Here is a 24,352-nt window from a genome sequence, read left to right on the forward strand (position 1 = left end):
ACCGAGAGTGCCCATGAGCGAGTTCGACGCGCTGCCCGATTCGTGGACGATCTGGAACGAGAGCGCCGACCAGTGCATCCTCGTCTTCCGCCCCGACGTCTTCGACAGCCACGAGTTCCCTGCACCCTGCCTGCCGACGCTCTATCTGACCCACGGCCGACGCTCGCGCCGCCCCGGCAGCGAACTCGATCCCGACCCGACCGATCCGTGGGTCGTCACGCTGTTTCTGGAACCGGAAGTCAACCGCGACGCCGAACACTACGACGCCAGGACGGACGCCGTCGACGGCACCGTCGCGCTCGCCGAACGGTTCGCCGACGGCGAGATCGACTATCGGGAACTCTATCAGGTGCCCCGCGAGGACTACTTCGAGAAACTCGACGAGCTCACGGGGGAGTGATGCCGCCGAGACGTGTTTCTTATTCACGTTCGCAGCGTAGCGCGGGCCATGTCACAGGTCACGCTCGTCGGCACGCGTCTCGCCGACGTCGGCACCGAGTTCACCTACGAGGGCGAAGCCAGCGCCTGTGAAGGCTGTCCCTACCGCGAGCAGTGTCTCAACCTCACCGAGGGAACGAAATACCGCGTCACGAGCGTCCGCGAGAACACCCAGACCCTCGAATGTGGCGTCCACGACACCGGCGTCCAGGCGGTCGAGGTCGAGCCCGCACCCGTGATGGCGAACGTGTCGCCGAAAAGCGCCTACGCGGGCAGCAAGGCGAAACTCGACGGTCCCTGTCCCCACACCGGCTGTCCGAGCCACGAATACTGCGAGCCGGCCGGCGCGGCGTTCGACACCGAATATCGCATCCAAGAGGTCATCGGCGACCCGCCACACGACTACTGCCATCTCGATCGCGAACTCTCGCTCGTCGAGTTCGCACCCGCCGAGGAGTAGTTACCGCGGCGTTTCCGGCCGGTCGCGCTCGTCGCCGGCGGCCGACCCACCCAATCGTCCGTCGAGCTCCGCGGCGTAGCCGAACTCGTTCTCGTAGCCATTGGGCGACATCAACACGGGATAGAACGGTTCGTCGGCGACGAGCTCCTCTCCGTCGATCGTCGCGTAGGTCTCGCCGGCGGCGACGCGCTCGAAGTTCGTCGCCGGGACGTCGTAGGCGTCGGCCGCGCCCTTCGGGATGAGGTGGGTGAGCCGGTACAGCGGCACGCCCTCGTCGTGTGGCTCGCCGCCGGGGAGCGCGCCGAGCGCCGCGAGGAACTCCTCGGCGATCATGCTGGCGTGCTCGGTGGCTCCCGCGGAGCCCTGATAGCCACACTCGACCTCGATGACGGGTTCGTGTTCGATCAGTCGGCCCTCGGTGAACGCGCTTGTGTCGACGGCTGCATCGAGGGTGAGATACGGACAGATCGACTGGGCCAGCGCCATCGTCTCCTCGGCGAGCACGGCGAAGGTGCCCGTGTAGGACTGGGTCGAGTGCATCGAGAGGGTCGTACAGCCCTTGAGCTCCGCCAACAGGGCTGCCGCGAGCCGTTCCTCGTGAGTGTCGCCATCGGGATCGCCCGGGAACACTCGGTTGAGGTCGGCCTCGACGTACCGGGTGTCAGCCGCAAGCGCCTCCTCGTTGGCGACGATACATTTGACGGGTCGCTCGACGTCGGGATCTCGCTCGATGAGCTGTTCGACCGCGCGCACGCCACACGGCTCGTCGCCGTGAATGCCACCGACGACGGCGATCTCCGGCTCGCCGTCGCCCAACTGCTCGATTCGCATCTACCCACACTACTCACCCACCCTTTTTGAGTGCCGCGGTACCCGGATGGGCGGTCAGTCGAGTGCCGCCACGTACTCGCGATCCGCTGGGCGTGCTATCGGCGATTCGCCGTCGAGACGGATCGTCCAGCCCGCCAGCGCGCTCGGTTCCTCCAAGGCGTTCGTCAGAGTCGTGCGAACGTCGAGCAGATCCACCCCGTAGAAGTCGTTCGGCACGCCGACGAAGTAGTCGAGTGCCGTCCGGAAGAGCGAGCGCATCCCCGCTTCGTCGACGGCTTCGCCGTCTGCTCGTTGCGTCTTCGACGCAACGGTGTCCTCGAAATCGAACTGTTTGTGCGCGCCCGCCGCGACCTGGACCATCCCGTGCAGGAACTTCGATTCCGTGTTGCCGCTGCCGTAGTTGTACCACTCAGCCTCGAAACAATCGTGCGAGTCGTGGAACTCGCCCGAATTGTAGAGGCGCACGCCGTGATCGAGCGCCCGCCGGAGGGTGGCGTGCTCCCACTGGCCGCTCGCGGATCCTCCAGTCCGCTCGCCGTCGGCAGCAGTAGTCGCCCCGTCCGCTCGCCAGCCCGTTGGATTTCCGTCGGGTGGCTCCACGGATGGGTCACGAGTGTGTTCGTCCATACCGGAACGCAGGGGTCACGATGGGTAACTTCGTCGGCGCTCACCCGGGTGTCCCCGATACCTCGAATCAGCTGCGCCGGTGGACGATTATCGCTCCGGCGATGACACCGAGGACCACGATGATGGGGACGTGCCACTCGTTCGTGACGACTGAGGGAGCAATGAATGAGACGAGAAGCGCGACGACGATGCCAACGATGGCCGCACCCGAAACGGGTTCGAGATCGAGATCGCCGTCGTAAAACGTCGCCGCTGCGAGCGCGAGCAGTCCGATGGCGAGGGCGGCCCACTCGTCCGGCGAGGAAAGCAACCCATGTGGGATCCCGAAGATTCCCCGTGGCGGTTCCATTCGGCGCGACTGGGCACCGAGTGAACTTAATCATAGCGGCAATTGGGGCCACTCGTATTCGTGGCGATTTCATCAAGACCCGGTGCTATCGTCGTAGTCGCCGCCGTCCGCAACGCTTTAACGCTCGCCACAGCCAGGGAAAACTGCGTGCGAGGGTAGCCAAGTCTGGAAACGGCGGCGGATTCAAGCTCCGCTCCTGTAGAGGTCCACGGGTTCAAATCCTGTCCCTCGCACTGCGTGCCGTATCGTGTGGCACGTGCGCGCCTGCTGGCGCGAAAAGTGCGGGCAAGATGGAGCGTCTTGCCCTCGCAACTACTGTTTCAAAACCTCACTCGGCAGGCTCGACTGCGACGATCTCACCGACTTCCTCGAAGCCACCGTCGTCGCGCTCGCGGCCGACGACGACTTCATCGGTGTCGGAGCCGCCAGCGACGATGCGGTGTTCGCGATCCCCGTCGAGCGGTGTGGCAACCCCCTGGAACTCTTCCTGAAAGAACTCGGCACTCTGCATCTCGAAGGTCGCCGTCGAATCGTCGGCGAAGGTCACGTGGACGGGATCGGGTGCGATGTTGTGGATCCGTTTCGCGAGTGTGTTCATCGGCGGAGGGAGGCGGGGCGTGGCCGTAAAGCCATCCATTGCCGAGAGCGACGCGCCCAATCGGAACCGTCAAACGGCGGGCGTGTACCCACCCGAACATGGCTTCGATAGCGGACCGGGTCGACCCCGTGCGGGCGTGGCTCGCGGCGGCCGTCGTGGGCGTCCTCGCCATCGCCGCCGGGGCGCTCGCCTTCCCGCGGGCGGTCTATACGAACTTTCTCTGGAAATACTTCTGGGGGCCGATCGACGCCGACGCCCACAACGCCCTCTGTGCGGTCCGAGCCGATGGAGTGGTCCGCCGCTTCGGCAAAAGCGAGACCTGCCGCGCGGCCGCGGCACAGGGCCTCACCGTCGCCGAGCCGGGCTACACGCTCGTCTCCGAGGCCGGCTACGCCGTCGTCCTGCTGTTCATGCTCGCTGGCGTGCTCCTGCTGGTGCGCCGGCTCGGCATCGGCACCGACAGGCGGCTCTTCTTCGCGCTGATCCCGTTCACGCTGTTCGGCGGCGCGCTCCGAGTGGTCGAGGACGCCAACGACGCCGTCCCCGCCGACGCGACCGCCGCCATCTCCTATCCCGCGAACGCGCTCATCATCAGCCCCGTCATCTATCTCACCGTCTTCGTCGTCACGCTCGCGGCCATCCTCCTCAGCCTCCGCCTCGCCCGCCGTGACGTCATCTCCGAGTTCGAACCGGCGCTCGCCGGGATGGGCACGATCGCACTCGTCGTGACGCTCGCCTATCTCGCCTTTCTTTCCTACTCGACCGAGTTCGTCGCCTTCTACCCGCAGATGCTCGTGCTCACGCTCGCCATCGCCTCGGGGCTCGCCGTCGGCATCTACTACGCGATCGACCGACTCGCACCGGCGCTCAACGCCGGCACCGGGTTCATCGGGCTGGCGATCCTCTGGGCCCAGGCCGTCGACGGCGTGGCGAACGTGCTGGCTTCGGACTGGGCGCAGGCAATCGGGCTCCCCTTCCAATACAGCGCGAAACACCCGATCAACGCCATCATCGTCGGTGCCACCACGACGGTCTTCCCCCCGTCGATCATCGACGTCATCGGCGACTCCTGGCCGTTCCTGCTCGTGAAGCTCGTCCTCGCCACCGGCGTCATCTGGCTGTTCGACGAGACGATCTTCGAGGAGAGTCCGCGTTACTCCTACCTCCTGATGCTCGCGGTACTCGTCGTCGGCCTCGGGCCTGGGACCCGTGACATGCTCCGGGCGACGTTCGGTATCTAGAGACCACCTTTTTACTTCACCCCCGTTGCTCGCTCACTCCGTTCGCTCGCAAGGGGGTTCGCAAAAATCTGGACCAAAAACCCCGCTCGCAAACCGCGCGAGCGGTGAACCGCGCTCACTGCGTTCGCGCGGACGTTCCACCAGCACACCACCGCAACCACAGACCCCACAGCACCGCAGAAGCCCTCGGCTCCTCGCTACGCTCGGAGCCTCGCCCTTCATCCACCAGGAGAGCAAGCTCTCCTGAGCCTCGGCTCGCGTCGCTCGCCGAGACGCCAGGCACCGCACAGCAACCGCACCGCTGCCAAAACCGCAATCTGGCTCAGGGATACGGATGGAACTCGCGGTCGAGTTGCGGCTCGAACCCGAGCGCATCCGGCACCTCGCTGGCACGCTCGCCGAAGAAAACCTCGTCGGTGAACAGTGGCTGTGCGTCGGGCACAAGCACGCGCACGGCCTCGAAGCCAAGCGATTCGACGTCTCTCGGCGTGAGTCGCGCACCGTAGACATCGAGCCCGGCTTCGGTTACGCAATCGACCAGCGTATCGAGCGCGTCCTGGCCCGTCAGCACGGTCTCGGGTCCGACGCTCGCGGCCGGAACGCGGTTCTCGACGGCGAAAAAGTCCGCTGCCGGGCCGGGCGTATCGGCGTACCGACCGATTTCGCCCTCGGCCTCGGCAGCCTCCTCCGGGCCCATCGCGCGCAGTTCCATCCAGCTCTGGAGCGCCTCGGCGAGCGCCGACCGCGCGGCCTCGTCGGGATCAAACCCCGCCGCCGACCCGACCGCGAACCGGGGCCACTCGTCGCGTTCGACCGCAACGGCGACCACCGGAACGTCGATGTCCTGCGTGAGTAACACGGGCGTGACCGTCAACCTCTCCGATCGCGCGCGCCGGGCGAGCGTCTCGAACCCCTCGTCGTCGACCGCCAGCCCGAGCGGTTCGTACGTCGAATACCACGAGAGCATCGCCGCATCGCGCTCGATGACCTCCGTGAGCCCCGAGAGGAGCGCCTCGGTACCCGAGTTTCCCAGCCCCAACCCCGTGGTGATCGACGGCCCGTGGCGGTGTTCCGGCGGCGGGAACTGGACGAATTCCGCCGGCAGACGGACCGATTCACCGGTCGCGAGGTTCTCGCCGGGAGCCCACGATATCGATGCCATCGCATCCGTCTCCGCACCTTCCGGCAGCACGAACGACGACGGCGGGACGGCTCCCTCGATCTCCGACGACGCACCGTACTCGAACGCGTCAGTGCGATAGACACCGGCGCTGTACCGTTCGAGCGCCTCGCCGAGCGCCTTCATGAACGCACGATCCCAGTCGGCAGCGACGCCGGCGGCCTCGCTCGCCGCGCTCGCGTCGCTGAAGCCCGCCGTCTCGCCCACTCGCGCGAGGTAGTACGGTGCGGGGAAGGAGGCGATCTCGCCGACCTCACGGACGATGCCGACGCGCTCGTCGAGGGCGGCCTCGGCTCGCCCGAGCGCGTCGTCGAGCCCGCGATCCTCGTGTCCGCGTCGCAGCTCCCGATCCCGATCGACGGCACAATCGCAGTCCGGCACCGGCAGGAGTCGTCGCTCGGCGTGTGGCAGTTCGATGACGCCACCCATAGCGGTCGATCGCTCGCCCGCAATCAGGCGGCTGGCCTCGTAGCCCGCGCGTGCGCCGGCCAGCCGGGCAGTCGCGGGATCAATGCTCGGATCGTTCTCCTCATCGGTGTCGTCCGCGTTCGCCGCGACGCGCGTACGCAGGCAGTCGTAGCAGGCCGTTTCGGGACCGAACCCGGTGATGGCAGCCTCGCAGGTCGCTTGGCCGCCGACGCCACCGAGCTCGACCGCGAGCCACGGCGTCGCGCTCTCACGAGCGAGTTCGTTCGCTTCCCCGAAGATCGTCGCACCCGCCGTCTCGACGACGACTGCGAGGTCCGTTTCGGGGATAGCATCCGGGTCGATTCGGTGCGTTTCGGTGTCGTCGAGTGCAGTCTCTATACCTTCGACGGCGGGGCCGGAGCCAACGATGCCGACGTTCATGCCCGAGTCACGCACCCCGTCGGAAAAGACCCGGCGTTTGCGGCGGCCGACGATCGTGCTGGGCGTTGTCGTACCGATACTGTATTGATGATGGGGCCGGGAACCGAGGTATGGAGTACGAGCACGTACGCGAGACGGACCCGGCAGTCGCCGACGCGCTCGCCGGCGAGGTCGACCGCCAGCGCGAGACGCTGACGATGATCGCGAGCGAGAACCACGTCAGTGAAGCAGTCATGGAGGCCCAGAGCAGTGCACTCACCAACAAGTACGCCGAGGGCTATCCCGGGTCGCGCTACTACGGCGGCTGCGAGTACGCCGACGAGGTCGAACAGCTGGCTATCGACCGCGCGAAGGAGCTCTGGGGGGCCGAGTACGTCAACGTCCAGCCCCACGCCGGCTCGCAGGCGAACATGGCGGTCTACCACGCCGCGCTCGAACCCGGCGACAAGATCCTCTCGCTCGATCTCTCACACGGCGGCCATCTCTCGCACGGCCACCCGATGAACTTCGCCGGGAAGGTCTACGACGTCGAACATTACGAGGTCGACCCCGATACGGGGCGCTTCGACTTCGACGAGATCGAGGACCATGCCAGCGAGTTCGAACCCGACATGCTCGTCACGGGCTTTTCGGCCTACCCCCGGGAGGTCGACTGGGAACGCTTCCAGGCGATCGCCGATGCGGTCGACGCCTACCATCTCGCCGACATCGCCCACATCACCGGCCTCGTCGCGACGGGAGCCCATCCTTCGCCCGTCGGCACCGTGGATTTCGTCACCGGCAGCACGCACAAGACCATCCGTGCGGGCCGCGGCGGCATCGTGATGGCCCGCGAGGAGTACGGCGACGACATCGATTCGGCGATCATCCCCGGCATGCAGGGCGGGCCGCTGATGCACAACGTCGCCGGCAAGGCCGTCGGCTTCGGCGAGGCGCTCAACCCCGCGTTCGACGACTACATCGATCAGGTCGTCGAGAACGCCCAGGCGCTCGGCGACCGCATGCAGGAGCACGGGCTCTCGCTGGTCTCCGGCGGGACCGACACCCACCTCGTGCTCTGTGATCTGCGTGATTCCCATCCCGACACCACAGGAAAGGACGTCGAGGAGGCCCTAGAGGAGACCGGCATCGTCCTGAACGCCAACACCGTGCCCGGCGAGACCCGCAGCCCGTTCGTCGCCAGCGGGATTCGTGCGGGCACGCCCGCGCTCACCACCCGTGGCTTCGACGCCGAGGCCTGCCGGGAGGTCGCCGACTGCATCGCGCGCGTCATCGATGCCCCCGACGACGAGGGCGTCCGCGAGGAAGTCTCGGCCGACGTGGATGCACTCGTCGACCGTCACCCCCTGTACTGACACGTTCAGCTACTGTTTTCGACCAGCATCATCTGCCGGCGACGCAATCTTCATCGAAACAATAATTGCCAATACCAGGTAGCTCGGACGATGTGAAATAATAGCGATGCTCGTGTTCGCCCGCTCGGTGCTGTGCGGCCCGATCCGTGAGGATTACTGGGCGACCAGTCCGCCGTCGACCGCGAGGGGATGGCCCGTCACGAACGATGACTCGTCGGAGCAGAGCCATGCGGCGGCGTTGGCGATCTCTGCGGGATCGGCCATCCAATTGAGTGCCTGCGCCCCGGTGACCGCGTCGACGGCCTCAGTCGAGTCCTCGCTCGCCTGCTGCTGCATCGGGGTCTCGACGACGCCCGGACAGATGGCGTTGACGCGAACGCCCTGACCGCCGTATTCGACCGCGGCGGTCTTCGTGAGTCCGACGACGCCGTGTTTGCTGCCCGTGTAGGGCGCGCTGCCGCTGGCGACGAGCCCGCCGATCGAGGCGGTGTTGACGATCGCACCGCCGCCGCTTTCGACCATTGCGGGGAGTTCGGCCTTGAGACACTGCCAGACGCCCGTGAGGTTGATGTCGATCACCTGCTGCCAGTCCTCGACCGAGACGTCGGCCGTCGGCGCGTACGACGGGCTGATGCCGGCGTTGTTGTGCGCGATGTCGAGTCCGCCGTAGGTGTCGACGGTCTCCTCGACCATCGCCTCGACCGACGACTCGTCGGAGACGTCGACGTCGACGAACATCGCCTCGCCGCCGTCGTTCTCGATGCGCTCGACGGTCTCCTCGCCGCCTTCGCGGTCGACGTCGGCGATAACCACGCTTGCGCCCTCGGCGGCGAAGCGCTCGGCCGACGCACGGCCGATGCCCGAGCTCGCGCCGGTCACGATCGCGACTGCGTCCTCGAATCCGCTCAAACTGGTACTGTCTGCCATCGATACTGAATAAGCGTTCAATATATATCATGGTTTCGTTTTGCCGAATCGGACGCACGGGGAGCCGGTTAGGTGTGTGGATCACTGGACCCGAGTGTTGATTAGTGCGGCAATCCGCTGCCCTCTATGACGAACGTCATCGACGGCAACGCCGTCGCCGACGGGATTCGCGCCGATCTCGAGGACTGCGTCGACACGCTCGACAATGCGGGCGTCACGCCCGGGCTCGCGACGGTGCTGGTCGGCGACGACCCCGCGAGCGAGACCTACGTCTCGATGAAACAGCGCGACTGCGAGGAGGTCGGGATGAACGGCATCCACGTCGAGCTCGACGGCGACGCCGCGCCCGACGAGCTCTACGACACGATCGACGACCTCAACGACGATTCGAGTGTTCACGGCTATCTCGTCCAGGACCCGGTACCGGACCAGATCGATTATCGGGAAGTCATCCGACGTATCGATCCCGCGAAGGACGTCGACGGGTTCCACCCCGAGAACGTCGGCCGACTCGTCGCCGGTGACGCTCGATTCAAACCCTGTACGCCCCACGGTGTGCAGAAACTGCTCGACGCGGCCGACGTCGATCCCGAAGGGAAGGACGTCACCATCGTCGGGCGCTCGCGCATCGTCGGCAAGCCGCTCGCGAACCTCCTCATGCAGAAGACCGACGGCGGCAACGCCACCGTCACCGTCTGTCACTCCCGCACACAGGACCTTGCCGAAAAGACCCGGCGAGCGGACATCGTCGTCGCGGCGGTCGGCGCGCCCGAACTCGTCGACGGCTCGATGCTCTCGGAAGGCACGACGGTGATCGATGTCGGCGTCAACCGCGTCGATGCCGACACCGACGAGCAACGCTCGTCGAGCAGTCAGAACTCGTCGAGTTCTGACGACACCGAGAAGGGGTACGAACTCGTCGGCGACGTCGAGTTCGACTCGGCGAAGGAGAAGGCGAGCGCCATCACTCCTGTGCCGGGCGGTGTCGGCCCGATGACGCGCGCAATGCTGCTCTACAACACCGTGAAGGCCGCGAGCCAACAGGAGGACGTCGACGTCTCCCTGCCGTGAGAGATCCGTCCCTCAGGCGGTCGCTTCGAGCACGACGGTACCGTCCGCGTTCTTCACCGTGACCTTGTCGGGACCCTGGTAGTCCAGGGCGACCTCGTCGCGACCGACGTAGACGTCGGTGTCGCTGTCATCGCCACTACCGGTGTGAACGGTGACGGGCTGATCGACGTCGAGTTGGAAACCATCGTCGAAGGTATACTTCGCGCCGTCGCCGTAGGTGAGTGTGTAGCCCGAAAGATCGATCGTCGAGCCGCTTGCGTTGATAAGCTCGACGTACTCCTGGTTGAGATTGTCTAGCGTGCTCGGCGGCTGCTGCCGAATCTCGCCGTACGTCAGACGCTCGGAATCGCGACCCCCGTAGTTTTCGTCGTCGTCATCGTCGTCCGTCTCCGATTCCTCGGTTTCAGTTCCGGTGTCGGTATCGGCGTCCGTTTCCGTTTCGGCGTCCGTTTCTGTGTCGCTGTCGGTTTCCGTTTCGGTATCTGTGTCGGTGTCGGTATCGCTGTCCGTCAGTTCGGTCCCGCTCTCGGTGTCGGTTGCGGCCTCCGTGGCGGCCCCACCCTCCGTTCCCGTTCCGTTTCCGGAGCCGTTGTCGCCGCTCGAACCGCCGCTACAGCCAGCGAGCACGCTCGTGAGCGTGATGCTTCCCGCACCGTACAGAAACGTACGTCTCCCGAAGCTATCCGTGCTATCAGACATACTCACTCTTAAGTAATACAATACTAAAAGGCTGTCTACTTATCCAGATCACTGCCTGTGTACGGATAGCAGGCGTGACGAAGGATCTGTGCTGACATGGGTACTGCCACCACTCAGCGGACGGTAATGAAACGATGACGCGGCTCGGTGCCGACTCATCCGAGCCGTGAAAGACGGTCGCGGGCAGTCACGAGTGCACTCTCGTCGCCAGCGCGGAGATAGGTGCCCAATTCACGTGCGACGCGAACGAGGCGGTCGGCGGTTGTGGGCGGCACGTCGCCGTCGAGCGCTTCGATCCGTTTCCGGTGCTCGCCGAGCGTGCCGAACGCCGCCCGCACTGCCTCGTCGGGGTGGTCGTCGAGATACGAACCCGCGTCGCTACGATACTCCTGGACGGCTTTCGCCGCGGCCAATCCGCGGGCTGCCCGGAGCGATTCCGGGACTTCGGTGGGTGCGGGGCGCTCGCCATCGTCGACGCCCCCCAACAGCGCGAGAAAGTATCTCTCCTCGGCGTCGTCGGTCCGCATCGCGCGCGCGAGTTCGTCGGCGACCGCGCGGAGTTCGAGCGCGCCGACGTAGGTCTCGTCGAGCGACGCGAGTTCGCCCGCATCGATGAAGCCGTGCTGGCGGGTGAACGTCCGGCAATCCTCAGCGGCTCGTTCGGCCGCGGCGCGCACGTCCCCATCCCCATCGCCGAGCAGGTTGCGCGCCGGCGAGAGATCGAGTGCGGCCGTGCTCGCGGTGTGCTGGGCACGATCGCCGACGCCGACGCTGTGCAGGCTGCCGCAGTTCGGACAGTCCGGCGTCCCGGTCTCGTAGTACGACCACCGCGTCCCGCAGTCCTTGCACTCGCGCTCGCCACGGATGCGCATGGACACGATAGGACTGCCGCACTCAAAAGCACGGGTATCCGCCGGACCACGCTGGTGGTCCGCGATCGACGTGCCGGGATACCCGCTGGCGAACCACTGTCGAAACCGTCGATGGGATTTAAGTCGCCGTGGAGTCCAGAGGGCGTATGGCACGGAGTCAGCACGCTCCTGGTCGAGAAATTCTCCGGCGATGAGGTAACGGTCCGGACGACGGACGAAACGGTCGTCGTCTCGTTCGATGGGCGCTCGCACGAACTCGATAGGGACGCCGCCGCCTCGCTGCGCCGCGCGCTCGACGGGGCGCTGGCCGAGCGTCGCGCGTTCGTCCACACCGTCGGCACGCACCGCTCCGATGGCTCGTACGTCGTCGCACGGCGCGGTGCCGATTCGACGGGCCACCGCAAGGTCTTCGACCGCTTCGACGAACTACGGCAACTGTACGAGTCGCTACCGGAACGGTTCACCGCCGACGACGTCGAACAGTCAGGTCTCACCGGCAGTCGCTGCCATCTCGTGGTGCGTCACCTCGCCGAGCACCCCGGGTTCGGCTGCGCGCTCGTCGCCCGACAACCCCTGACCGGCGCGAAGGATCACCAGAGGTAGTTGCCGATCAGCTGCATCACGAGCGACTGGCCGAACACCGCCGCCGCGAGCAACCCCTTCGCCCGCCACGTCGCGTCGATGCGATCGATGGCGGCCGCGATCGGGAGCAACAGGAAGGGATACATGAACATCGCGCCGCGGGCGGTCTCGCCGGTGTGATAGACGCCCGCCGCGAGCAGTGCGACAAATCCGACGAGGGCAACCGTGGCCATCACGAACGGCTCGCGCTCGCGGGTGTTCGACGCGAGTCGTCGACCGCCCACGTCCCTCCAGAGCGCGCCCAACCCGCGCACGGCGAGCAGGCACAGAAACGGCGTGAGGAACAGCGCGAGCTCGGCGACGTCCTCGAACCGGGTGAAGACGTAGCGCGCCGGCTCGGCCAGCAGCATGAACCCGCCGGGGTTCTGCTGGTTCGAGGCGATGAGGAAACTCTCGACGTAGTTGTAGCCGAGCGTCGCGTCGACGAGCAGATAGAATCCACCGATCCCGAGAACGATCCCCGCCAGCGGGGCGATCTTCTCCCGCCGGAAGAACGCGATCCCCGCGAGCACGGGGAGCACGAAGACGAACAGAAACAGTTGGAAAGAGACGACGAGCAGCGGGACGAACGCACAGAGGGTCATCCAGCGCGACTCGCGGGTGAACAGGTAGATCGTGGCGAGCACGAGCGTCGTGATGAGCGCGTCGAGCGAGGCCAGATAGTAGATCTGGATTGCCGGCAGGAGCACGAACAGCAGCGTGGTATACTGGGCGACGCTCCGTCGGTAGTACGTCCCGACCAGTCGGTAGAACAGGTACGCCGAGATCGGCACCGAGACGAGCGCGATGACGACCGCGACGGCCGCACGCGAGCCGAACAACCGGGCCAAGAAGGTGAACGTGAGCACCGCTCCCGGCGGGTGGGTCTTCGCGTGGACGACGTAGGACAGTTGGTTCGCCTCGTAGCTCCCGACGAACGCGAGCGGGTCGGCGATCTGCGGCGCGAGCTGATAGTAGCCCTCGCGCGTGGCCAGCGGCGCGACGAACCCGTGATTGATCCCGTGCAGTAGGTTCGTGAGTACCACCAGCACGAGCCCGGCAACCACGATCGGCACGATACTGGTGCCACCGCGATGGAGATACACCACCGCCAGCGCGAACACGACGACCGCGGCGATCAGGGTCGGAATCGCCCAGCCGGGACGCAACCCACCGATCCGAAACGCGAAGATGCTGATCGGCCAGAACTCCGGCACACCGCGGGCGTTGCCGAGCAACTGACCGTTGACATATTTGAGGAAGACGTTGAAGAACACCACCGTCGCGGTCGTCACCCACCCGATGGCGAGGATCTCACGCAGCGAGAACAACGACGCACGACGCTGACCACCGGCCATCGCACCCAGATGTACGCGGGGGCCGTTAATGGCTTTCGTCCCACTTTTTTACTCCTCGGGTGCGCTCGCTGCGCTCGCGCACCACTCGTCGCAAAAACCTGGACTAAAAAGGACCGTTCGCTCGGCCTTCGGCCTCGCTCACGGTGAACCCCGCTCACTGCGTTCGCGCGGATACGACCGCACCGCAACAGCCCACATACCTCCCCAGCCGATTCGCTCACTCGCTACGCTCGTTCGCTCATCCCTCGCGCAGTGTTCGCGCTCGGTGCTCACTTCGTTCGCACACGAGCACGAGCGCGCGCCGATCACAATGATGAGTATGTGAGCGCTAACGACAGTGCGATTCAAGGCGAACGACGACCGAACGCGGGCATGGAAATCGAGGGCACGATACTCAGGGGCCACGAGTTCGAGCCGATCGAGGGGCGCATCGTCGTCGAGGACGGCCGCATCGAAGCCATCGAGGAGACCACGACCGACGCCGACCGGATCGTCTCGCCGGCGTTCGTCAACGCGCACACCCACATCGGCGACTCGATCGCCAAGGAGGCCGGCGGCGGGCTGAACCTCGACGAACTCGTCGCACCCCCTGACGGCCTGAAACACCGGCTGCTCCGGGAAGCGAGCCACGAGGAACTCGTCGCCGGGATGGAGCGAACGATTCAGTTCATGCACGATAGTGGCACGGCCGCCTTCTGCGAGTTCCGCGAGGGTGGCGTCGACGGTGTGCGCGCAATCGAGGATGCACTCACTGACCTACCCGTCGACGCGACGGTGCTTGGCCGCGAATCGATCGCAGCGATGGAGGCCAGCGACGGCTTCGGCGCAAGCGGCGCGCGCGACGCCGACTTCGCCGACGAGCGTGAAGCGACCCGTGAGGCCGGGAAACTGTTCGGCATCCACGCTGGCGAGCGCGATGCCGACGACATCGACGCGGCGTTCGCACTCGACCCCGACTTCCTGGTCCACATGGTCTACGCCCAGTCGGACCACTTCGATCGACTCGACGAGGAGGGCTGGCCGGTCGTCGTCTGTCCCCGTTCGAACCTCGTGACCGGTGTCGGTCTCCCGCCGATCGCGGAGCTCGCCGAGCACACGACCGTGGCGCTCGGGACCGACAACGCGATGCTCAACAGCGCCTCGATGTTCCGCGAGATGGAGTTCACCGCGAAGCTCACCGATCTCTCGGCCCACGAGATCCTGCGGATGGCGACGATCAACGGCGCGGAACTCCTCGATATGGACGTGGCCATCGAGACGGGCAACACGGCACGGCTGTGCGTGCTCGACGGCGACTCGCACAACCTCGCTGGTGCACGCGATCCGGCGCGGGCGGTGGTCCGTCGGGCAGGCGTGAGCGATGTCGAACGGGTGGTGGTTCCCACCGATAACAGCGACAACAGTTAACACGAACTGGTGCGAACACTGATTCATGTACGAGCGTATCCTCGTGCCGACCGACGGTTCGCCGGAGGTCGATGCCGTTCTCGATCACGCCAACGGTCTTGCCGCGGCGCACGACGCCGAGCTCCACGCGCTGTACGTCATCAACACAGCGGGTTACACCGGGCTGCCGGGCGATACCGCCATCGGCGGGCTGGACGCGATGATGAACGATCAGGGCGAGGCGGCGCTCGATCGGGCCGCAGAGCACGTCGGCGATCACCTCACCGAGCGCGTTCTGCTCGATGGTCGCCCGAGCGCCGAGATCGTCGACTACGCCGACGGGACCGACTGCGATCTCATCGTGATGGGCACGCACGGCCGCGGCGGCATCGATCGCCTCCTCCTGGGTAGTGTCGCCGAGCGCGTCGTCCGCACCTCGGAAGTCCCCGTCCTCACCGTCCGCGTGCCGAAGCGCTCGGACGTCGACGACGCCGATGCTGATACCGATGCTGATACCGACACCGATACTGACACCGATTCTTAGGCGGGACGCAGGTGGTCGCAGTCGCCGGCGTGCACGCGCACCGGCCCGTCGTCGGTCGCGATGACCAGCGTACCGGGGAACTCCACGTCGCGTGCCGTCCCGACGATCGTCTCGTCACCGCTCGTGACGCGCACCCGTCGGTCCAGCGTGAGCGCGTGCTCGCGCCACGCCGCGAGCGCTCCCTCCGGGTCCGCACGGAGCGCGTCGAACCGTTCGAGGAGGCCCTGGACGAACGCGCGCCGATCGATGTCGTCCACGTGGGCGCACAACCCGGTCGCATCCTCGGGGAGTCCCGTCGGATCGACGTTGATGCCGATACCGACGACGACCCACGAGACGCGGTCGGCCTCGCCCTCCATCTCGGTGAGGATGCCCGCGAGTTTCGTTTCTTCGTCCCCAACGAGCACGTCGTTCGGCCACTTGATACCTGCCTCGACGCCGTGCTCCCGGGCGGTTTTCGTGACTGCGACCGCCGCCGCGAGCGTCAGCACGGGGGCGTGGGCCGGCGGCAGATCGGGACGGCAGAGCACGCTCAACCAGATGCCACCGGGCGGCGAGCGCCACGCACGATCGAGTCGCCCGCGGCCGCCGGTCTGTTCGTTCGCGATCACCGCGACGTCCGTTTCGCCCTCGGCGGCGAGTTCGCGCGCGCGAGCGTTCGTGCTCGGTAGACTGTCGTGATACTCGACCGTGAACGGGGCATCGAGATCGAACTCGATCGCCGAACCGCCGTAGTCGGGGACCTCGATCAACCGATAGCCGCCGTCGCTCTCGATCGTGAAGCCCGCCTCGCGCAGCGCCTCGATGTGTTTCCAGACTGCCGCGCGCGAGACGCCGAGGCGGGCCGCGAGATCGGGTCCGGACACCGCCTCGTCGGCGATGGCAGCGAGCACCGCGCGGCGCGTTTCGTTCATGGATCGGCTACGATCGCCGACGGATAAATGGTGGCCGATGGCGATTTCCGAAGCATGCGGCCGCCGGCCGCGGCGCGGTTGCGGTGCGGTCCTGGCGTCTCGGCGAGCGACGCGAGCCGAGGCTCAGGAGAGTTTGCTCTCCTGGCGGATGAAGGGCGAGCGACCGAACGAACGTGAGGGAGCGAGGGCTTCTGCGGTGTTGTACGGTTGGCGGAAGAAGTTGGCATCCGCGCGAGTGAAACGAGCGCGCGATGCCCCCGTCTAAAAAAGTGGGTTTTAGTCACTCGCGGGGCGATCGGCACGCGAAGGCGGCGGGATCAGCTCGTCGGTGTCGACGGCGGTTGGAAGCACGCAGCGGTCCGCTTCGTCGTTGACGTGGCTGTACTGCCGTGGGGCGTTCGCGAGCGGATGGGCGGGGTTTTCGGCGCTCCGAATGCGTGCGACTCGGCAGTCGTCGAACCCGTGCAGGCGTGCCTGGATGCCGCGCCAGTGGTTTCTGGAGCGTTCGGGCACCGGGAGCGGTTCGTCGGGACGCCAGCCGTCGTCGGTCGCGAGCAGCGTGCGGTTGGCGTTGGCTGCGAGCACGTCGTGGTCGACGAGCACGCCGATACGGGCGTCGCGTGGCGCTCTGGCGGCGAGTATGTCGAGGCCGAGATGGAGCGCGCGGTATTCGGCGACGTTGTTGTCCGGCGCGTGGTCCGGCAGGGCGATCCGTGCGACGCGCTCGCCGTCGCGGGTTTCGATGACGACGCCGAGACCGCCGCCCGTGGCTCGAAAGGAGCCGTCGGTGGCGACGTAGAACCCACGGTGATGGGTTCGCGGCGGGTGGGCGATGTGCGGGGTGGGCGAGTCGTCGAAGAGATCACGTAATGTCGGCCGACCGTAGGCGGCCATGCACCGAATTGGCACCCTCCTAACTTAAACGATACGACGGCACGTGCCGAGAGCGAAACGTTCAGACGACGGCCAATCGGAGACCGACCATGCGCTATCGTAATTTCGTCGCGTTCGTCGTTCTCGCTGGGCTGTGGGGCACCGCGTTCATGGCTATCAAGGCCGGATTGTCCTTTTTCCCGCCAGTTCTGTTCGCGGCGTTTCGCTTCGATCTCGCCGCCGTCATCATGCTCGGCTACGCGGCCGTCGTGACCGACCGCCTGCGGCCGCAGGGGACGCGGGAGTGGCTGCTCGTCGTCGTCGGCGGCGTGTTCATCATCGCGGGCTATCACGCGCTGTTGTTCATCGGCGAGCAGAACACCACGAGCGCCGTCGCGGCGGTCATCGTCAGCCTCTCGCCGGTGTTGACGCCGGCGTTCGCCCGCGCGTTCCTCCCGAGCGAGCGCCTCTCGGCGGTCGGTGTCGTCGGCATCCTCCTCGGACTGGTCGGCGTCGCCGTCCTGACGCGTCCGACGCCCGAGAGCCTCCTCGGCGGCGATCTCGTCCCGAAGGCGTTCGTCTTCGCGGCGGCCGTCTCCTTCGCGCTCGGTAGCGTCTTCACGGAGCGGGTTTCCGCATCGCTTCCCGCACCGACGATGGAGGCGTGGTCGATGGTGATCGGTGCCGTCGTGTTACACGCCGCGAGCGCGCTCTCGGCCGAATCGCTCGCCGACGTCTCGATCGCCGTTCCCGGCGTCGCGGCGCTCGTCTATCTCTCGGTCGGCGCGAGCGCGATCGGCTTTCTCATCTACTTCGATCTGCTCTCCCGGCTCGGCCCGGTCGAGATCAACCTCGTCTCCTACGTCGCGCCGGTGTTCGCGGCGCTCACGGGTGCGCTCTTTCTCGGTGAAGTCATCGACGCCATCACCGTCGTCGGCTTCGTGATCATCTTCGCCGGGTTCGTCCTCCTGAAGCGCCGTGCCATCGCCAACGAACTCCCACGGCTCCGCGCCGCGCTCTCCAGCGAGTGAATACAAACCCTGTCCCTCGCACGAAACGCCACAGACGACGGAGGGCAGTGGCGCGCGTCCTCCCGTTGGAGCCTGGGATCGTGTTGCTAGCAAGGTAACGTCTCCACAAATCACATACTCGAAAGGCAATCGAGCAGTAAACGTGTCGTCAGGCGTCGTCGAGAGCGGCACGGAGTTCGGCGCGGCGGTCGGGATCGAGATCGGCGGCGAGATCGTTCGTGAAGGGGCTTTCGGCGATCGTGGCGAACGCGCGCTCGGTCTTCTCGCGGATGCGATCGATGGCGGCCTCGATCTCCGTGACGGAGCTATCGCGCTCGTTGGCAATCGTCACCGGATCGGTGCCCGCCGCGAGCGCGGCCGCGACCGCGCGCTCCTCGTGGCTGAGTATCGATCGTTCATCGTTCATGAGGCGTTCTGTGCGGGCCGACGAATAAAGCGTGCCGACTAGCCGAGCACCGTGACGGCGACTCGGTGGGGACCGGACGCGCCGTCAAGCGTGACCGACTCGACGATAGCGTCCGCGACGCCCTCGCGCCAGTCCGCCACCGCCGCCGCGTGACGCTCGTGGTGGCGCTCGACAGTATAGTCGGCGTCGGCATCGTTCCGCAGGCGCTTCTCGGTCGCGTCGGGTGTCGGATACGCGGGCGGATCGTCGACGAGTCGCGACGGCGGAATGTGGATCGGTGTTGGAGTCGCATCGTACTCGCCATCGTGCTCGACGTGGAGTCGGGCACGCATCCGCCCGCTGAACGGCGGCGTCACCCGCAGCACTGCCCCAGAATCGCCTCGCCGGTTCGCTTCGAGGGCCGTCACGACGTCCTCCCGATGGACGGCGATCGAACGGATGTCGCGGTAGTCGTCGGACGCCATCGACGGCGATTGGCGACGTGCGCACTAAACCCCACGGCCGGATCGGCACAACGCAGAACGCTTTTGTTCGCTCTCCTGATCCGGATGAACGATATGGATCGACGATCGTACCTCGCGGGGATCGCCACGGCGAGCACCGCCGGATTCGCCGTGCTCGCGGGCTGTTCGGGTACTGACGGGGGTAACGGAAGCGGCAATGGCGAGGGTACCGATAGCGGTGGAGAGGGCGGCAATGGCGAAGACGGCGGAACCGATGAGGGTGGTGCAGCCGGAACGGACGCGGCTGCCGGATCGGGTCCCGAGGCGACCGAGGACGAGGCGCTCGAAACGGGCCAGGCACCGCCCGAAGAAACGGCGACGCCATTCGACGAGACCGAGACCGTGCCCGAGGAGGACGGTCTCGAAACCGGCCAAGCGCCGAACGCGACCGACAGCTGAGTTACTGCTCGCCTTCGCGCGCGGCGTCGATGCGCCCGCGCTGGTCGTCGCTGAGGGCAATGTCGACCGCGCCGACGTTCTCGTCGAGCTGGTCGGTCGTGCGCGCGCCGACGATCGGCACGCAGGTGAATTTCTCTCGCTCGATCAGCCAGCGCAGCGCGACCTGTGGCGGGCTGGCGTCGAGCTCGTCGGCGATCTCACGGACCGTATCGAGCACGTCCCAGCCGCGCTCGGAGACGTAGTAGTCGTCGAAAAACTCGTCGAAGGTGCCCCGCGAACCGTCGGGCGATTCGACGTCGTGGACGCCCTCGCCGGCGCGTTCGTACTTTCCTGTGAGGAAGCCACCCGCGAGCGGCGAGTACGGGCAGACCGCGAGGTCTTGGTCGGCACAGACCTCCAGGTATTCCTCGACGTCCTCGTAGTAGGCGGCGTGAAAGAGCGGCTGGGTGACGTCGAACCGTTCGAGGTTCTCGACGTCGGACTGCCAGAGCGCCTTCGTGAGCTGCCAGCCGGCCATCGTCGAGGCTCCGAGATAGTTGACCTTCCCCTTGCGCACGAGGTCGTTCAGGGTTCTGAGAGTTTCGCGGATCGGCGTGTCCTCGTCGAAGCGGTGGATGTAGTAGAGATCGAGGTAGTCGGTGCCGAGCCTGTCGAGGGTGCCCTCGATCTGCGTGCGGATGTGTTTGCGGCCGAGCCCGCTCTCGTTCGGGCCGTCGCCGTAGTCGAAGTAGACCTTCGAAGCGAGCACGTAGTCGTTGCGATCGCGGTCGTCGAGCCAGTTGCCGATGTACTCCTCGGCGGTGCCCGAGGGATCGCCGTAGACGTTCGCGGTGTCGATGAAGTTGATGCCGTGATCGGCCGCGCGATCGAGCAGTTCGTGGGCCTGCTCCTCGTCGGTTTCGAGCACGTCACCGGTGCGCTTGCCGAAGCGCCACGTGCCGAAGCAGAGTTCTGAAACCGTGAGGCCGGTCGCGCCGAGTGTCGTGTAGTCCACGGAGTTTGATGGGCGGTCGGCGACAAAACCGTTCGGATGGGTCGGCTACGAGTCGTCCAGGAGTTCGTCGATCTCGTTCTCGTCGAGCAGGTCGATCAGATGTTCGCCGTTTTCGTATCGTCGGAACTCCTCGTCGGTCATGCGTGCGCGGAGCTCGTCCTCGCCGGCAGCCGCTTCGAGTTGGGCGTCGAGGTCCTCCGGGTCGTAGCCTGGGACGGGCATGGCTGGCGTTCGTCGTGGAGATCTATATACTGTCCGTCGATCGGGCCGGTGCGGATCACCTGGTTTCATGCATGCCGATGCCGGATGGACGGATAATGAGTCAGGCGACGCTTCCGGGTCGGTATCGGAACTCGAACCTCTTTTCGGGCTACTACCTCGACGAGCGCGTCTTCGGGCTGGACGAGTGGGACTGCGACGGGGCAGCCGAGCAGGCCTTCGAGGAGCTGCAGGCGCTCTACGAGGCCGAACGAGGGACACTCGAAAGCTACGACGAGGACCCGCTCCGGCGACACTGGATCGATGAGGTGCTCTCGATTCTGGGCTACGAGTCGCTTCCCGAGACGCCGATCCTCGACGCGCGCGGGTCGATCGACCGGGCGCTGTACGACTCCGCCGACGAGCGCCGTGCCGCCGCGGCGATGAAAGCCGACGGGGAGTACGCCGGGATCTACGGGCAATCGCTGTCGGTGCTCGAAGCCAAGCAGTGGGACGCCGATTTCACCGCGCGCTTCGGCGAGCAGCGCTCCTATCGAGACGCCTCCCACCAGATCAAATACTACCTCGAACACACGCCGGAGTCGGTCTCGTGGGGGATCCTGACGAACGGGAAGAAGTGGCGGCTCTACGGGACGAAGGACTACGAGACCGAGACCTACTACGAGGTCGATCTGGTCGACCTGCTCGAAACCGATAGTGTGGAGGTGTTCAAGTATTTCTACGTCTTCTTCCGGCCGGCCGCGTTCCGGGAGTCGGGTGGAACGACGTTTCTCGATCGAGTGTGGTCCGAAAGCGAGACCGCCGCCCAAGAGTTAGGCGAGGACCTCCAAGACAACGTGTTCACCGCGCTGCGGGTGCTCGGCGAGGGGTTCGTCGAGACCAACACCATGGATATCGACCCCGCCGAGGAGGAACGGCTTGGCGATCTGAAGGAACAGTCGCTGGTGTTGCTCTATCGGCTGATGTTCGTGCTCTACGCGGAATCACGCGGGCTTATCGACCCCGACGACCCGCGTGCGGCGGCTGAGTACGAGGAGAACTTCAGTCTCGACGAACTCCGGCGCGAGGTCATCGACGAGGTGGGCGAGCGCGCCGACGAAACGGACTTCGAGCGGGAGTTTTCATCCCACTCGACCGGGCTGTGGAGCCGACTGGAGGACCTCTTCGCGCTCGTCGATTCGGGCAACGACGATCTAGGAATTCCCGCGTACAACGGTGGGCTGTTCGACGAGGGGAGCCACGAGTTCCTCGCGGAAAACGAGGTGTCGGACCGCCATCTCGCGGAGGTGGTCTATCGGCTGTCGACGACCGAGACCGACGAGGGCCACGTCGCCGCGGACTACGCCGATCTCGACACCCGCCATCTGGGAACGATTTATGAAGGCTTGCTCGAACACGAGTTCGCCGTCGCGCCCGAGGCGCAGGCTGCGATCGCCGGCGATGGGGGACAGATCTGGAAGCCCGCCGACGAGGTGAGCGTGGCCGAGGCGGTTGAAACTGTGGAGCAGGGCGAGCTCTACGTGGTGAACGACGACGGCGAGCGCAAGGCCACGGGGGCGTACTACACGCCCGACTACGTGGTGACGTATATCGTCGAGGAGACCGTCGGGCCGCTCTTGGAGGAGATCGAGGACGAACTCGCCGACGTGGAGTCGGGCACCCAGGAGTACGTGGTCGCGTTCTGGGAGCGCGTGACCGATCTCAAGATCCTGGATCCGGCAATGGGCAGCGGGCACTTCCTCACGAAGGCGACGGGTTATCTCGCCGACGCGATGATGGAGCGCGTCCGGGAGCTCGAATCGGGCTCGCTGTTCGACGAGGAGCTGGTCCGGCGGACGATCTCGCGGGAGTGTATCTATGGTGTGGACGTCAACGGGATGGCCGTCGAGCTGGCGAAGCTCTCGATGTGGCTCGAAACGCTCGCCGCCGACCAGCCGCTCGCATTTTTGGATCACCACCTCAGGGACGGGAACTCCCTCGTCGGCTCGGACATCACCGAGGTGCTCGCCGACGAGAACGACGAATCGGGCCAGATGACGCTGGCCGATTTCGCCCGGACCCGCCGGCGCGCGCTCAGGGAGGTGATGGACCACATGAGCGAGCTGCTCGCCATCGACAACGAGACCCTGGACGACGTGCATTCGATGGAGGAGCTCTACGCCGAGATCCGCGACGATCCGCTCTACGAGCACTTGCAGGCGATGGCGACGGTCCACACGGCCGGCGAGTTCGGACTCGACGTGCCCGAGGACGCCATCGAGCGCATGGCCCGCGCCATCGAAGAGGAGAGTGAGTGGGCCGCGCTCGAAGGGACCGACTGGTTCCGCGCGGCGCAGGCGATGGCCGACGAGGAGGGCTTTTTCCACTGGGAACTCGAATTCCCCGCGGTCTTCTTCGACATGGACGGCGAGCGACTGGCGAGTGCGGGGTTCGATGCCGTTGTGGGGAATCCGCCGTGGATGGATTTCCAGAGAATCGACCAACAGGAGAGAAAATATCAACGAGAATTCTTCCAAGCCGCTGTCGGAAAATACGACATGTATGCCGTCTTTGCGGAACGAGCGACGAATCTACTATCAGTGGCAGGAGAGTTTGGGTTTGTTATCCAAAATCGATTCCTCTCCAGTAGCTATGGCACTGGACTCAAAAAGCATTTAGCCGAAAACTTCGGCGTTAGAGCGATACTTGATTCTGAGGACGCAAATGTATTCGAAGGAACAACCACATATCCACTTATTCTTCTCGCGTCGGCGAGCCAACAAAGTGAGTTTCAGTATGCTCACTTGGAAAATGCTTCTGAGCAAGAAGTAGAAATGTTCCTTGACGGAAGTACCGAGGATGCCCATCCTATTCAGACGGAGAAACTGATTCCAGATCGACCGTGGATATTCCCGTCCGCTGGAGAACAGTCTGTGATGGAATCGATAAAAGAATCTGACTCTACACCATTCGATGAATTGACTGAAGATATTTCTACCGGAATAAAAACAAATCTCAAGGACGCATACGTATTCGAATCTCCGCGGAGTGAGATACCAGTTGAGGATGAGTTGCTCCGTCCGGTACTTGATGGAGCTGATATTCACCGATATTCGTCGGTTAATATCCAAAAATCCATTCTATATCCGTACGTCAGCAACCCAGATGGAAGCCTCAGACCAATTGACTTAGATAGTTATCCGAAAACGGAAGATCACTTTCTCGGGTACGAAAGTGAGCTTCGAGAGCGCCTCTTCTACGAAAAGACAGTCGAGGAAATGGGAAAGGAGTGGTTTGAATTCCCATACTCCAGCAAGAACCTTCTCGCCCCTAAGATACTCTTCCCAGATATTTCTAGGGAACCGCGAGCTACGTTTGATTCGACTGGTGATTCGTTGATTCTGAACACCGCTTATGGTGCAGTACTCTCTGACTCAGTTGAAATCGATGTGCGGTTTGTCTGTGCGCTTTTTAACTCGGCTGTTCTGAGGTTCGCGTTCACGACGCTTAGCCCAAAACTCTCTGTGGTTACTATCGATTCCAAACTCAGTTGATCACATTGACACAGTCCCGACGCCGTCCAGCAGGCGCTGAATTTGTATAACCGATGCCCGAACGGACATCGGAA

26 protein-coding genes and 1 tRNA gene are annotated in these 24,352 nt (G+C 65.1%); 12 read left to right on the top strand and 15 right to left on the bottom strand.

Translation table 11 applies throughout. The features are described 5' to 3' along the window. Positions 1-13 precede the first annotated feature (13 nt). Both C448_RS15110 and C448_RS15115 read left to right on the top strand, forming a co-directional pair. Positions 14-400 (top strand): DUF5820 family protein, encoded by a 387-nt coding sequence (locus C448_RS15110; protein WP_004056051.1) that lies wholly within the window; start codon positions 14-16, stop codon positions 398-400. Between the two features lie 48 nt (positions 401-448). After that, complete coding sequence (locus C448_RS15115; RefSeq protein ID WP_004056053.1) at positions 449-898, top strand: UPF0179 family protein; 450 nt, start codon at positions 449-451, stop codon at positions 896-898. Here the strand turns inward: C448_RS15115 and C448_RS15120 are convergent, their stop codons facing one another. The 3 genes from C448_RS15120 to C448_RS15130 all read right to left on the bottom strand — a co-directional run bounded on the left by C448_RS15120 (position 899) and on the right by C448_RS15130 (position 2,705). After that, positions 899-1,729, bottom strand: a complete 831-nt coding sequence (locus tag C448_RS15120; protein ID WP_004056060.1) for a M14 family metallopeptidase — start codon at positions 1,727-1,729, stop codon at positions 899-901. A 54-nt stretch (positions 1,730-1,783) separates the two neighbouring features. Then, positions 1,784-2,356 carry a DUF309 domain-containing protein gene (locus C448_RS15125; protein ID WP_004056061.1) on the bottom strand — a complete coding sequence of 191 codons (573 nt, stop codon included), beginning with the start codon at positions 2,354-2,356 and terminating at the stop codon, positions 1,784-1,786. Positions 2,357-2,423: 67 nt separating this feature from the next. Then, a complete protein-coding gene (locus C448_RS15130; protein ID WP_004056062.1) occupies positions 2,424-2,705 on the bottom strand; it encodes a hypothetical protein in 282 nt (93 codons plus the stop codon). A gap of 149 nt (positions 2,706-2,854) precedes the next feature. Here C448_RS15130 and C448_RS15135 point away from each other — a divergent pair. Further along, a tRNA-Leu gene (locus C448_RS15135) sits at positions 2,855-2,938 on the top strand. 95 nt (positions 2,939-3,033) lie between these two features. Here the strand turns inward: C448_RS15135 and C448_RS15140 are convergent. Continuing rightward, complete coding sequence (locus C448_RS15140) at positions 3,034-3,303, bottom strand: hypothetical protein (protein ID WP_004056063.1); 270 nt, start codon at positions 3,301-3,303, stop codon at positions 3,034-3,036. A gap of 98 nt (positions 3,304-3,401) precedes the next feature. On the opposite strand from C448_RS15140, the gene C448_RS15145 reads away from it, so the two are divergent. Beyond that, on the top strand, positions 3,402-4,544 hold the full coding sequence (locus C448_RS15145) for a DUF63 family protein (RefSeq protein ID WP_004056064.1): 1,143 nt from the start codon (positions 3,402-3,404) through the stop codon (positions 4,542-4,544). 322 nt (positions 4,545-4,866) lie between these two features. On the opposite strand, the gene C448_RS15150 is transcribed toward C448_RS15145, so the two are convergent. Then, a complete protein-coding gene (locus C448_RS15150) occupies positions 4,867-6,573 on the bottom strand; it encodes a YcaO-like family protein (protein WP_004056065.1) in 1,707 nt (568 codons plus the stop codon). Between the two features lie 110 nt (positions 6,574-6,683). Between C448_RS15150 and glyA the strand changes: the two genes are divergently transcribed. Then, entirely contained in the window at positions 6,684-7,928 is a 1,245-nt protein-coding gene (gene glyA / locus C448_RS15155; RefSeq protein ID WP_004056067.1) for a serine hydroxymethyltransferase, read from the top strand. A gap of 153 nt (positions 7,929-8,081) precedes the next feature. On the opposite strand, the gene C448_RS15160 is transcribed toward glyA, so the two are convergent. Next, a complete protein-coding gene (locus tag C448_RS15160) occupies positions 8,082-8,855 on the bottom strand; it encodes an SDR family NAD(P)-dependent oxidoreductase (RefSeq protein ID WP_193363146.1) in 774 nt (257 codons plus the stop codon). 126 nt (positions 8,856-8,981) lie between these two features. Between C448_RS15160 and C448_RS15165 the strand changes: the two genes are divergently transcribed. Then, positions 8,982-9,926, top strand: coding sequence for a bifunctional methylenetetrahydrofolate dehydrogenase/methenyltetrahydrofolate cyclohydrolase (locus C448_RS15165; protein WP_004056071.1), 945 nt, complete (start codon positions 8,982-8,984; stop codon positions 9,924-9,926). A 12-nt stretch (positions 9,927-9,938) separates the two neighbouring features. Here C448_RS15165 and C448_RS15170 read toward each other — a convergent pair whose 3' ends face one another. Both C448_RS15170 and C448_RS15175 read right to left on the bottom strand, forming a co-directional pair. Continuing rightward, on the bottom strand, positions 9,939-10,625 hold the full coding sequence (locus C448_RS15170; protein WP_004056073.1) for a lamin tail domain-containing protein: 687 nt from the start codon (positions 10,623-10,625) through the stop codon (positions 9,939-9,941). 155 nt (positions 10,626-10,780) lie between these two features. After that, positions 10,781-11,497 carry a DUF7117 family protein gene (locus C448_RS15175; protein ID WP_004056075.1) on the bottom strand — a complete coding sequence of 239 codons (717 nt, stop codon included), beginning with the start codon at positions 11,495-11,497 and terminating at the stop codon, positions 10,781-10,783. A gap of 111 nt (positions 11,498-11,608) precedes the next feature. Between C448_RS15175 and C448_RS15180 the strand changes: the two genes are divergently transcribed. Then, complete coding sequence (locus tag C448_RS15180; RefSeq protein ID WP_204365484.1) at positions 11,609-12,100, top strand: DUF7528 family protein; 492 nt, start codon at positions 11,609-11,611, stop codon at positions 12,098-12,100. Here the strand turns inward: C448_RS15180 and C448_RS15185 are convergent. Next, positions 12,088-13,476, bottom strand: coding sequence for a hypothetical protein (locus C448_RS15185; protein WP_004056077.1), 1,389 nt, complete (start codon positions 13,474-13,476; stop codon positions 12,088-12,090). The two genes, C448_RS15180 and C448_RS15185, sit on opposite strands and share 13 nt — an antisense overlap. Positions 13,477-13,848: 372 nt before the next feature. On the opposite strand from C448_RS15185, the gene C448_RS15190 reads away from it, so the two are divergent. Continuing rightward, positions 13,849-14,883, top strand: coding sequence for an amidohydrolase family protein (locus tag C448_RS15190; RefSeq protein ID WP_004056079.1), 1,035 nt, complete (start codon positions 13,849-13,851; stop codon positions 14,881-14,883). A 25-nt stretch (positions 14,884-14,908) separates the two neighbouring features. After that, positions 14,909-15,406, top strand: a complete 498-nt coding sequence (locus C448_RS15195) for a universal stress protein (protein ID WP_004056081.1) — start codon at positions 14,909-14,911, stop codon at positions 15,404-15,406. Here C448_RS15195 and C448_RS15200 read toward each other — a convergent pair. Beyond that, on the bottom strand, positions 15,403-16,320 hold the full coding sequence (locus C448_RS15200; protein WP_004056084.1) for a biotin--[acetyl-CoA-carboxylase] ligase: 918 nt from the start codon (positions 16,318-16,320) through the stop codon (positions 15,403-15,405). The genes C448_RS15195 and C448_RS15200 overlap by 4 nt on opposite strands. A gap of 276 nt (positions 16,321-16,596) precedes the next feature. Further along, entirely contained in the window at positions 16,597-17,214 is a 618-nt protein-coding gene (locus tag C448_RS15205; protein ID WP_004056086.1) for a ribonuclease H family protein, read from the bottom strand. 89 nt (positions 17,215-17,303) lie between these two features. Here C448_RS15205 and C448_RS15210 point away from each other — a divergent pair, with 89 nt between their 5' ends. Next, positions 17,304-18,224: a DMT family transporter gene (locus C448_RS15210; RefSeq protein ID WP_004056088.1), complete on the top strand. Its 921-nt coding sequence runs from the start codon at positions 17,304-17,306 to the stop codon at positions 18,222-18,224. Positions 18,225-18,372: 148 nt separating this feature from the next. On the opposite strand, the gene C448_RS15215 is transcribed toward C448_RS15210, so the two are convergent. Next, complete coding sequence (locus C448_RS15215; protein ID WP_004056090.1) at positions 18,373-18,630, bottom strand: hypothetical protein; 258 nt, start codon at positions 18,628-18,630, stop codon at positions 18,373-18,375. 38 nt (positions 18,631-18,668) lie between these two features. After that, positions 18,669-19,094, bottom strand: coding sequence for a hypothetical protein (locus C448_RS15220; RefSeq protein WP_004056092.1), 426 nt, complete (start codon positions 19,092-19,094; stop codon positions 18,669-18,671). A gap of 93 nt (positions 19,095-19,187) precedes the next feature. On the opposite strand from C448_RS15220, the gene C448_RS15225 reads away from it, so the two are divergent. Beyond that, entirely contained in the window at positions 19,188-19,532 is a 345-nt protein-coding gene (locus C448_RS15225; protein WP_049916394.1) for a hypothetical protein, read from the top strand. Between the two features lies 1 nt (position 19,533). Here C448_RS15225 and C448_RS15230 read toward each other — a convergent pair whose 3' ends face one another. Together C448_RS15230 and C448_RS16420 are read right to left on the bottom strand one after the other, a co-directional pair. After that, a complete protein-coding gene (locus C448_RS15230) occupies positions 19,534-20,526 on the bottom strand; it encodes an aldo/keto reductase (protein WP_004056096.1) in 993 nt (330 codons plus the stop codon). Positions 20,527-20,571: 45 nt separating this feature from the next. After that, on the bottom strand, positions 20,572-20,748 hold the full coding sequence (locus C448_RS16420) for a hypothetical protein (RefSeq protein WP_004056098.1): 177 nt from the start codon (positions 20,746-20,748) through the stop codon (positions 20,572-20,574). Between the two features lie 95 nt (positions 20,749-20,843). Here C448_RS16420 and C448_RS15235 point away from each other — a divergent pair, with 95 nt between their 5' ends. Next, positions 20,844-24,278, top strand: coding sequence for an Eco57I restriction-modification methylase domain-containing protein (locus tag C448_RS15235; protein WP_004056101.1), 3,435 nt, complete (start codon positions 20,844-20,846; stop codon positions 24,276-24,278). Positions 24,279-24,352: the final 74 nt, after the last annotated feature.

The sequence above is a fragment of the Halococcus morrhuae DSM 1307 genome (genome assembly GCF_000336695.1).
In the GTDB taxonomy this organism is placed as follows: domain Archaea; phylum Halobacteriota; class Halobacteria; order Halobacteriales; family Halococcaceae; genus Halococcus; species Halococcus morrhuae.

What these genes read in the sequence shown, in the direction of transcription:
- C448_RS15185 (WP_004056077.1), bottom strand. Translation starts at nt 13,476, where the DNA reads ATGGCCGGTGGTCAGCGTCGTGCGTCGTTGTTCTCGCTGCGTGAGATC.
- C448_RS15170 (WP_004056073.1), bottom strand. Translation starts at nt 10,625, where the DNA reads ATGTCTGATAGCACGGATAGCTTCGGGAGACGTACGTTTCTGTACGGT.
- C448_RS15200 (WP_004056084.1), bottom strand. Translation starts at nt 16,320, where the DNA reads ATGAACGAAACGCGCCGCGCGGTGCTCGCTGCCATCGCCGACGAGGCG.
- C448_RS15195 (WP_004056081.1), top strand. Translation starts at nt 14,909, where the DNA reads ATGTACGAGCGTATCCTCGTGCCGACCGACGGTTCGCCGGAGGTCGAT.
- C448_RS15205 (WP_004056086.1), bottom strand. Translation starts at nt 17,214, where the DNA reads ATGGCCGCCTACGGTCGGCCGACATTACGTGATCTCTTCGACGACTCG.
- C448_RS15215 (WP_004056090.1), bottom strand. Translation starts at nt 18,630, where the DNA reads ATGAACGATGAACGATCGATACTCAGCCACGAGGAGCGCGCGGTCGCG.
- C448_RS15160 (WP_193363146.1), bottom strand. Translation starts at nt 8,855, where the DNA reads ATGGCAGACAGTACCAGTTTGAGCGGATTCGAGGACGCAGTCGCGATC.
- C448_RS15145 (WP_004056064.1), top strand. Translation starts at nt 3,402, where the DNA reads ATGGCTTCGATAGCGGACCGGGTCGACCCCGTGCGGGCGTGGCTCGCG.
- C448_RS15115 (WP_004056053.1), top strand. Translation starts at nt 449, where the DNA reads ATGTCACAGGTCACGCTCGTCGGCACGCGTCTCGCCGACGTCGGCACC.
- C448_RS15140 (WP_004056063.1), bottom strand. Translation starts at nt 3,303, where the DNA reads ATGAACACACTCGCGAAACGGATCCACAACATCGCACCCGATCCCGTC.
- C448_RS15165 (WP_004056071.1), top strand. Translation starts at nt 8,982, where the DNA reads ATGACGAACGTCATCGACGGCAACGCCGTCGCCGACGGGATTCGCGCC.
- C448_RS15130 (WP_004056062.1), bottom strand. Translation starts at nt 2,705, where the DNA reads ATGGAACCGCCACGGGGAATCTTCGGGATCCCACATGGGTTGCTTTCC.
- C448_RS15120 (WP_004056060.1), bottom strand. Translation starts at nt 1,729, where the DNA reads ATGCGAATCGAGCAGTTGGGCGACGGCGAGCCGGAGATCGCCGTCGTC.
- C448_RS16420 (WP_004056098.1), bottom strand. Translation starts at nt 20,748, where the DNA reads ATGCCCGTCCCAGGCTACGACCCGGAGGACCTCGACGCCCAACTCGAA.
- C448_RS15180 (WP_204365484.1), top strand. Translation starts at nt 11,609, where the DNA reads ATGGGATTTAAGTCGCCGTGGAGTCCAGAGGGCGTATGGCACGGAGTC.
- C448_RS15225 (WP_049916394.1), top strand. Translation starts at nt 19,188, where the DNA reads ATGGATCGACGATCGTACCTCGCGGGGATCGCCACGGCGAGCACCGCC.
- C448_RS15175 (WP_004056075.1), bottom strand. Translation starts at nt 11,497, where the DNA reads ATGCGCATCCGTGGCGAGCGCGAGTGCAAGGACTGCGGGACGCGGTGG.
- C448_RS15190 (WP_004056079.1), top strand. Translation starts at nt 13,849, where the DNA reads ATGGAAATCGAGGGCACGATACTCAGGGGCCACGAGTTCGAGCCGATC.
- C448_RS15220 (WP_004056092.1), bottom strand. Translation starts at nt 19,094, where the DNA reads ATGGCGTCCGACGACTACCGCGACATCCGTTCGATCGCCGTCCATCGG.
- C448_RS15125 (WP_004056061.1), bottom strand. Translation starts at nt 2,356, where the DNA reads ATGGACGAACACACTCGTGACCCATCCGTGGAGCCACCCGACGGAAAT.
- C448_RS15235 (WP_004056101.1), top strand. Translation starts at nt 20,844, where the DNA reads ATGAGTCAGGCGACGCTTCCGGGTCGGTATCGGAACTCGAACCTCTTT.
- C448_RS15110 (WP_004056051.1), top strand. Translation starts at nt 14, where the DNA reads ATGAGCGAGTTCGACGCGCTGCCCGATTCGTGGACGATCTGGAACGAG.
- C448_RS15150 (WP_004056065.1), bottom strand. Translation starts at nt 6,573, where the DNA reads ATGAACGTCGGCATCGTTGGCTCCGGCCCCGCCGTCGAAGGTATAGAG.
- glyA (WP_004056067.1), top strand. Translation starts at nt 6,684, where the DNA reads ATGGAGTACGAGCACGTACGCGAGACGGACCCGGCAGTCGCCGACGCG.
- C448_RS15210 (WP_004056088.1), top strand. Translation starts at nt 17,304, where the DNA reads ATGCGCTATCGTAATTTCGTCGCGTTCGTCGTTCTCGCTGGGCTGTGG.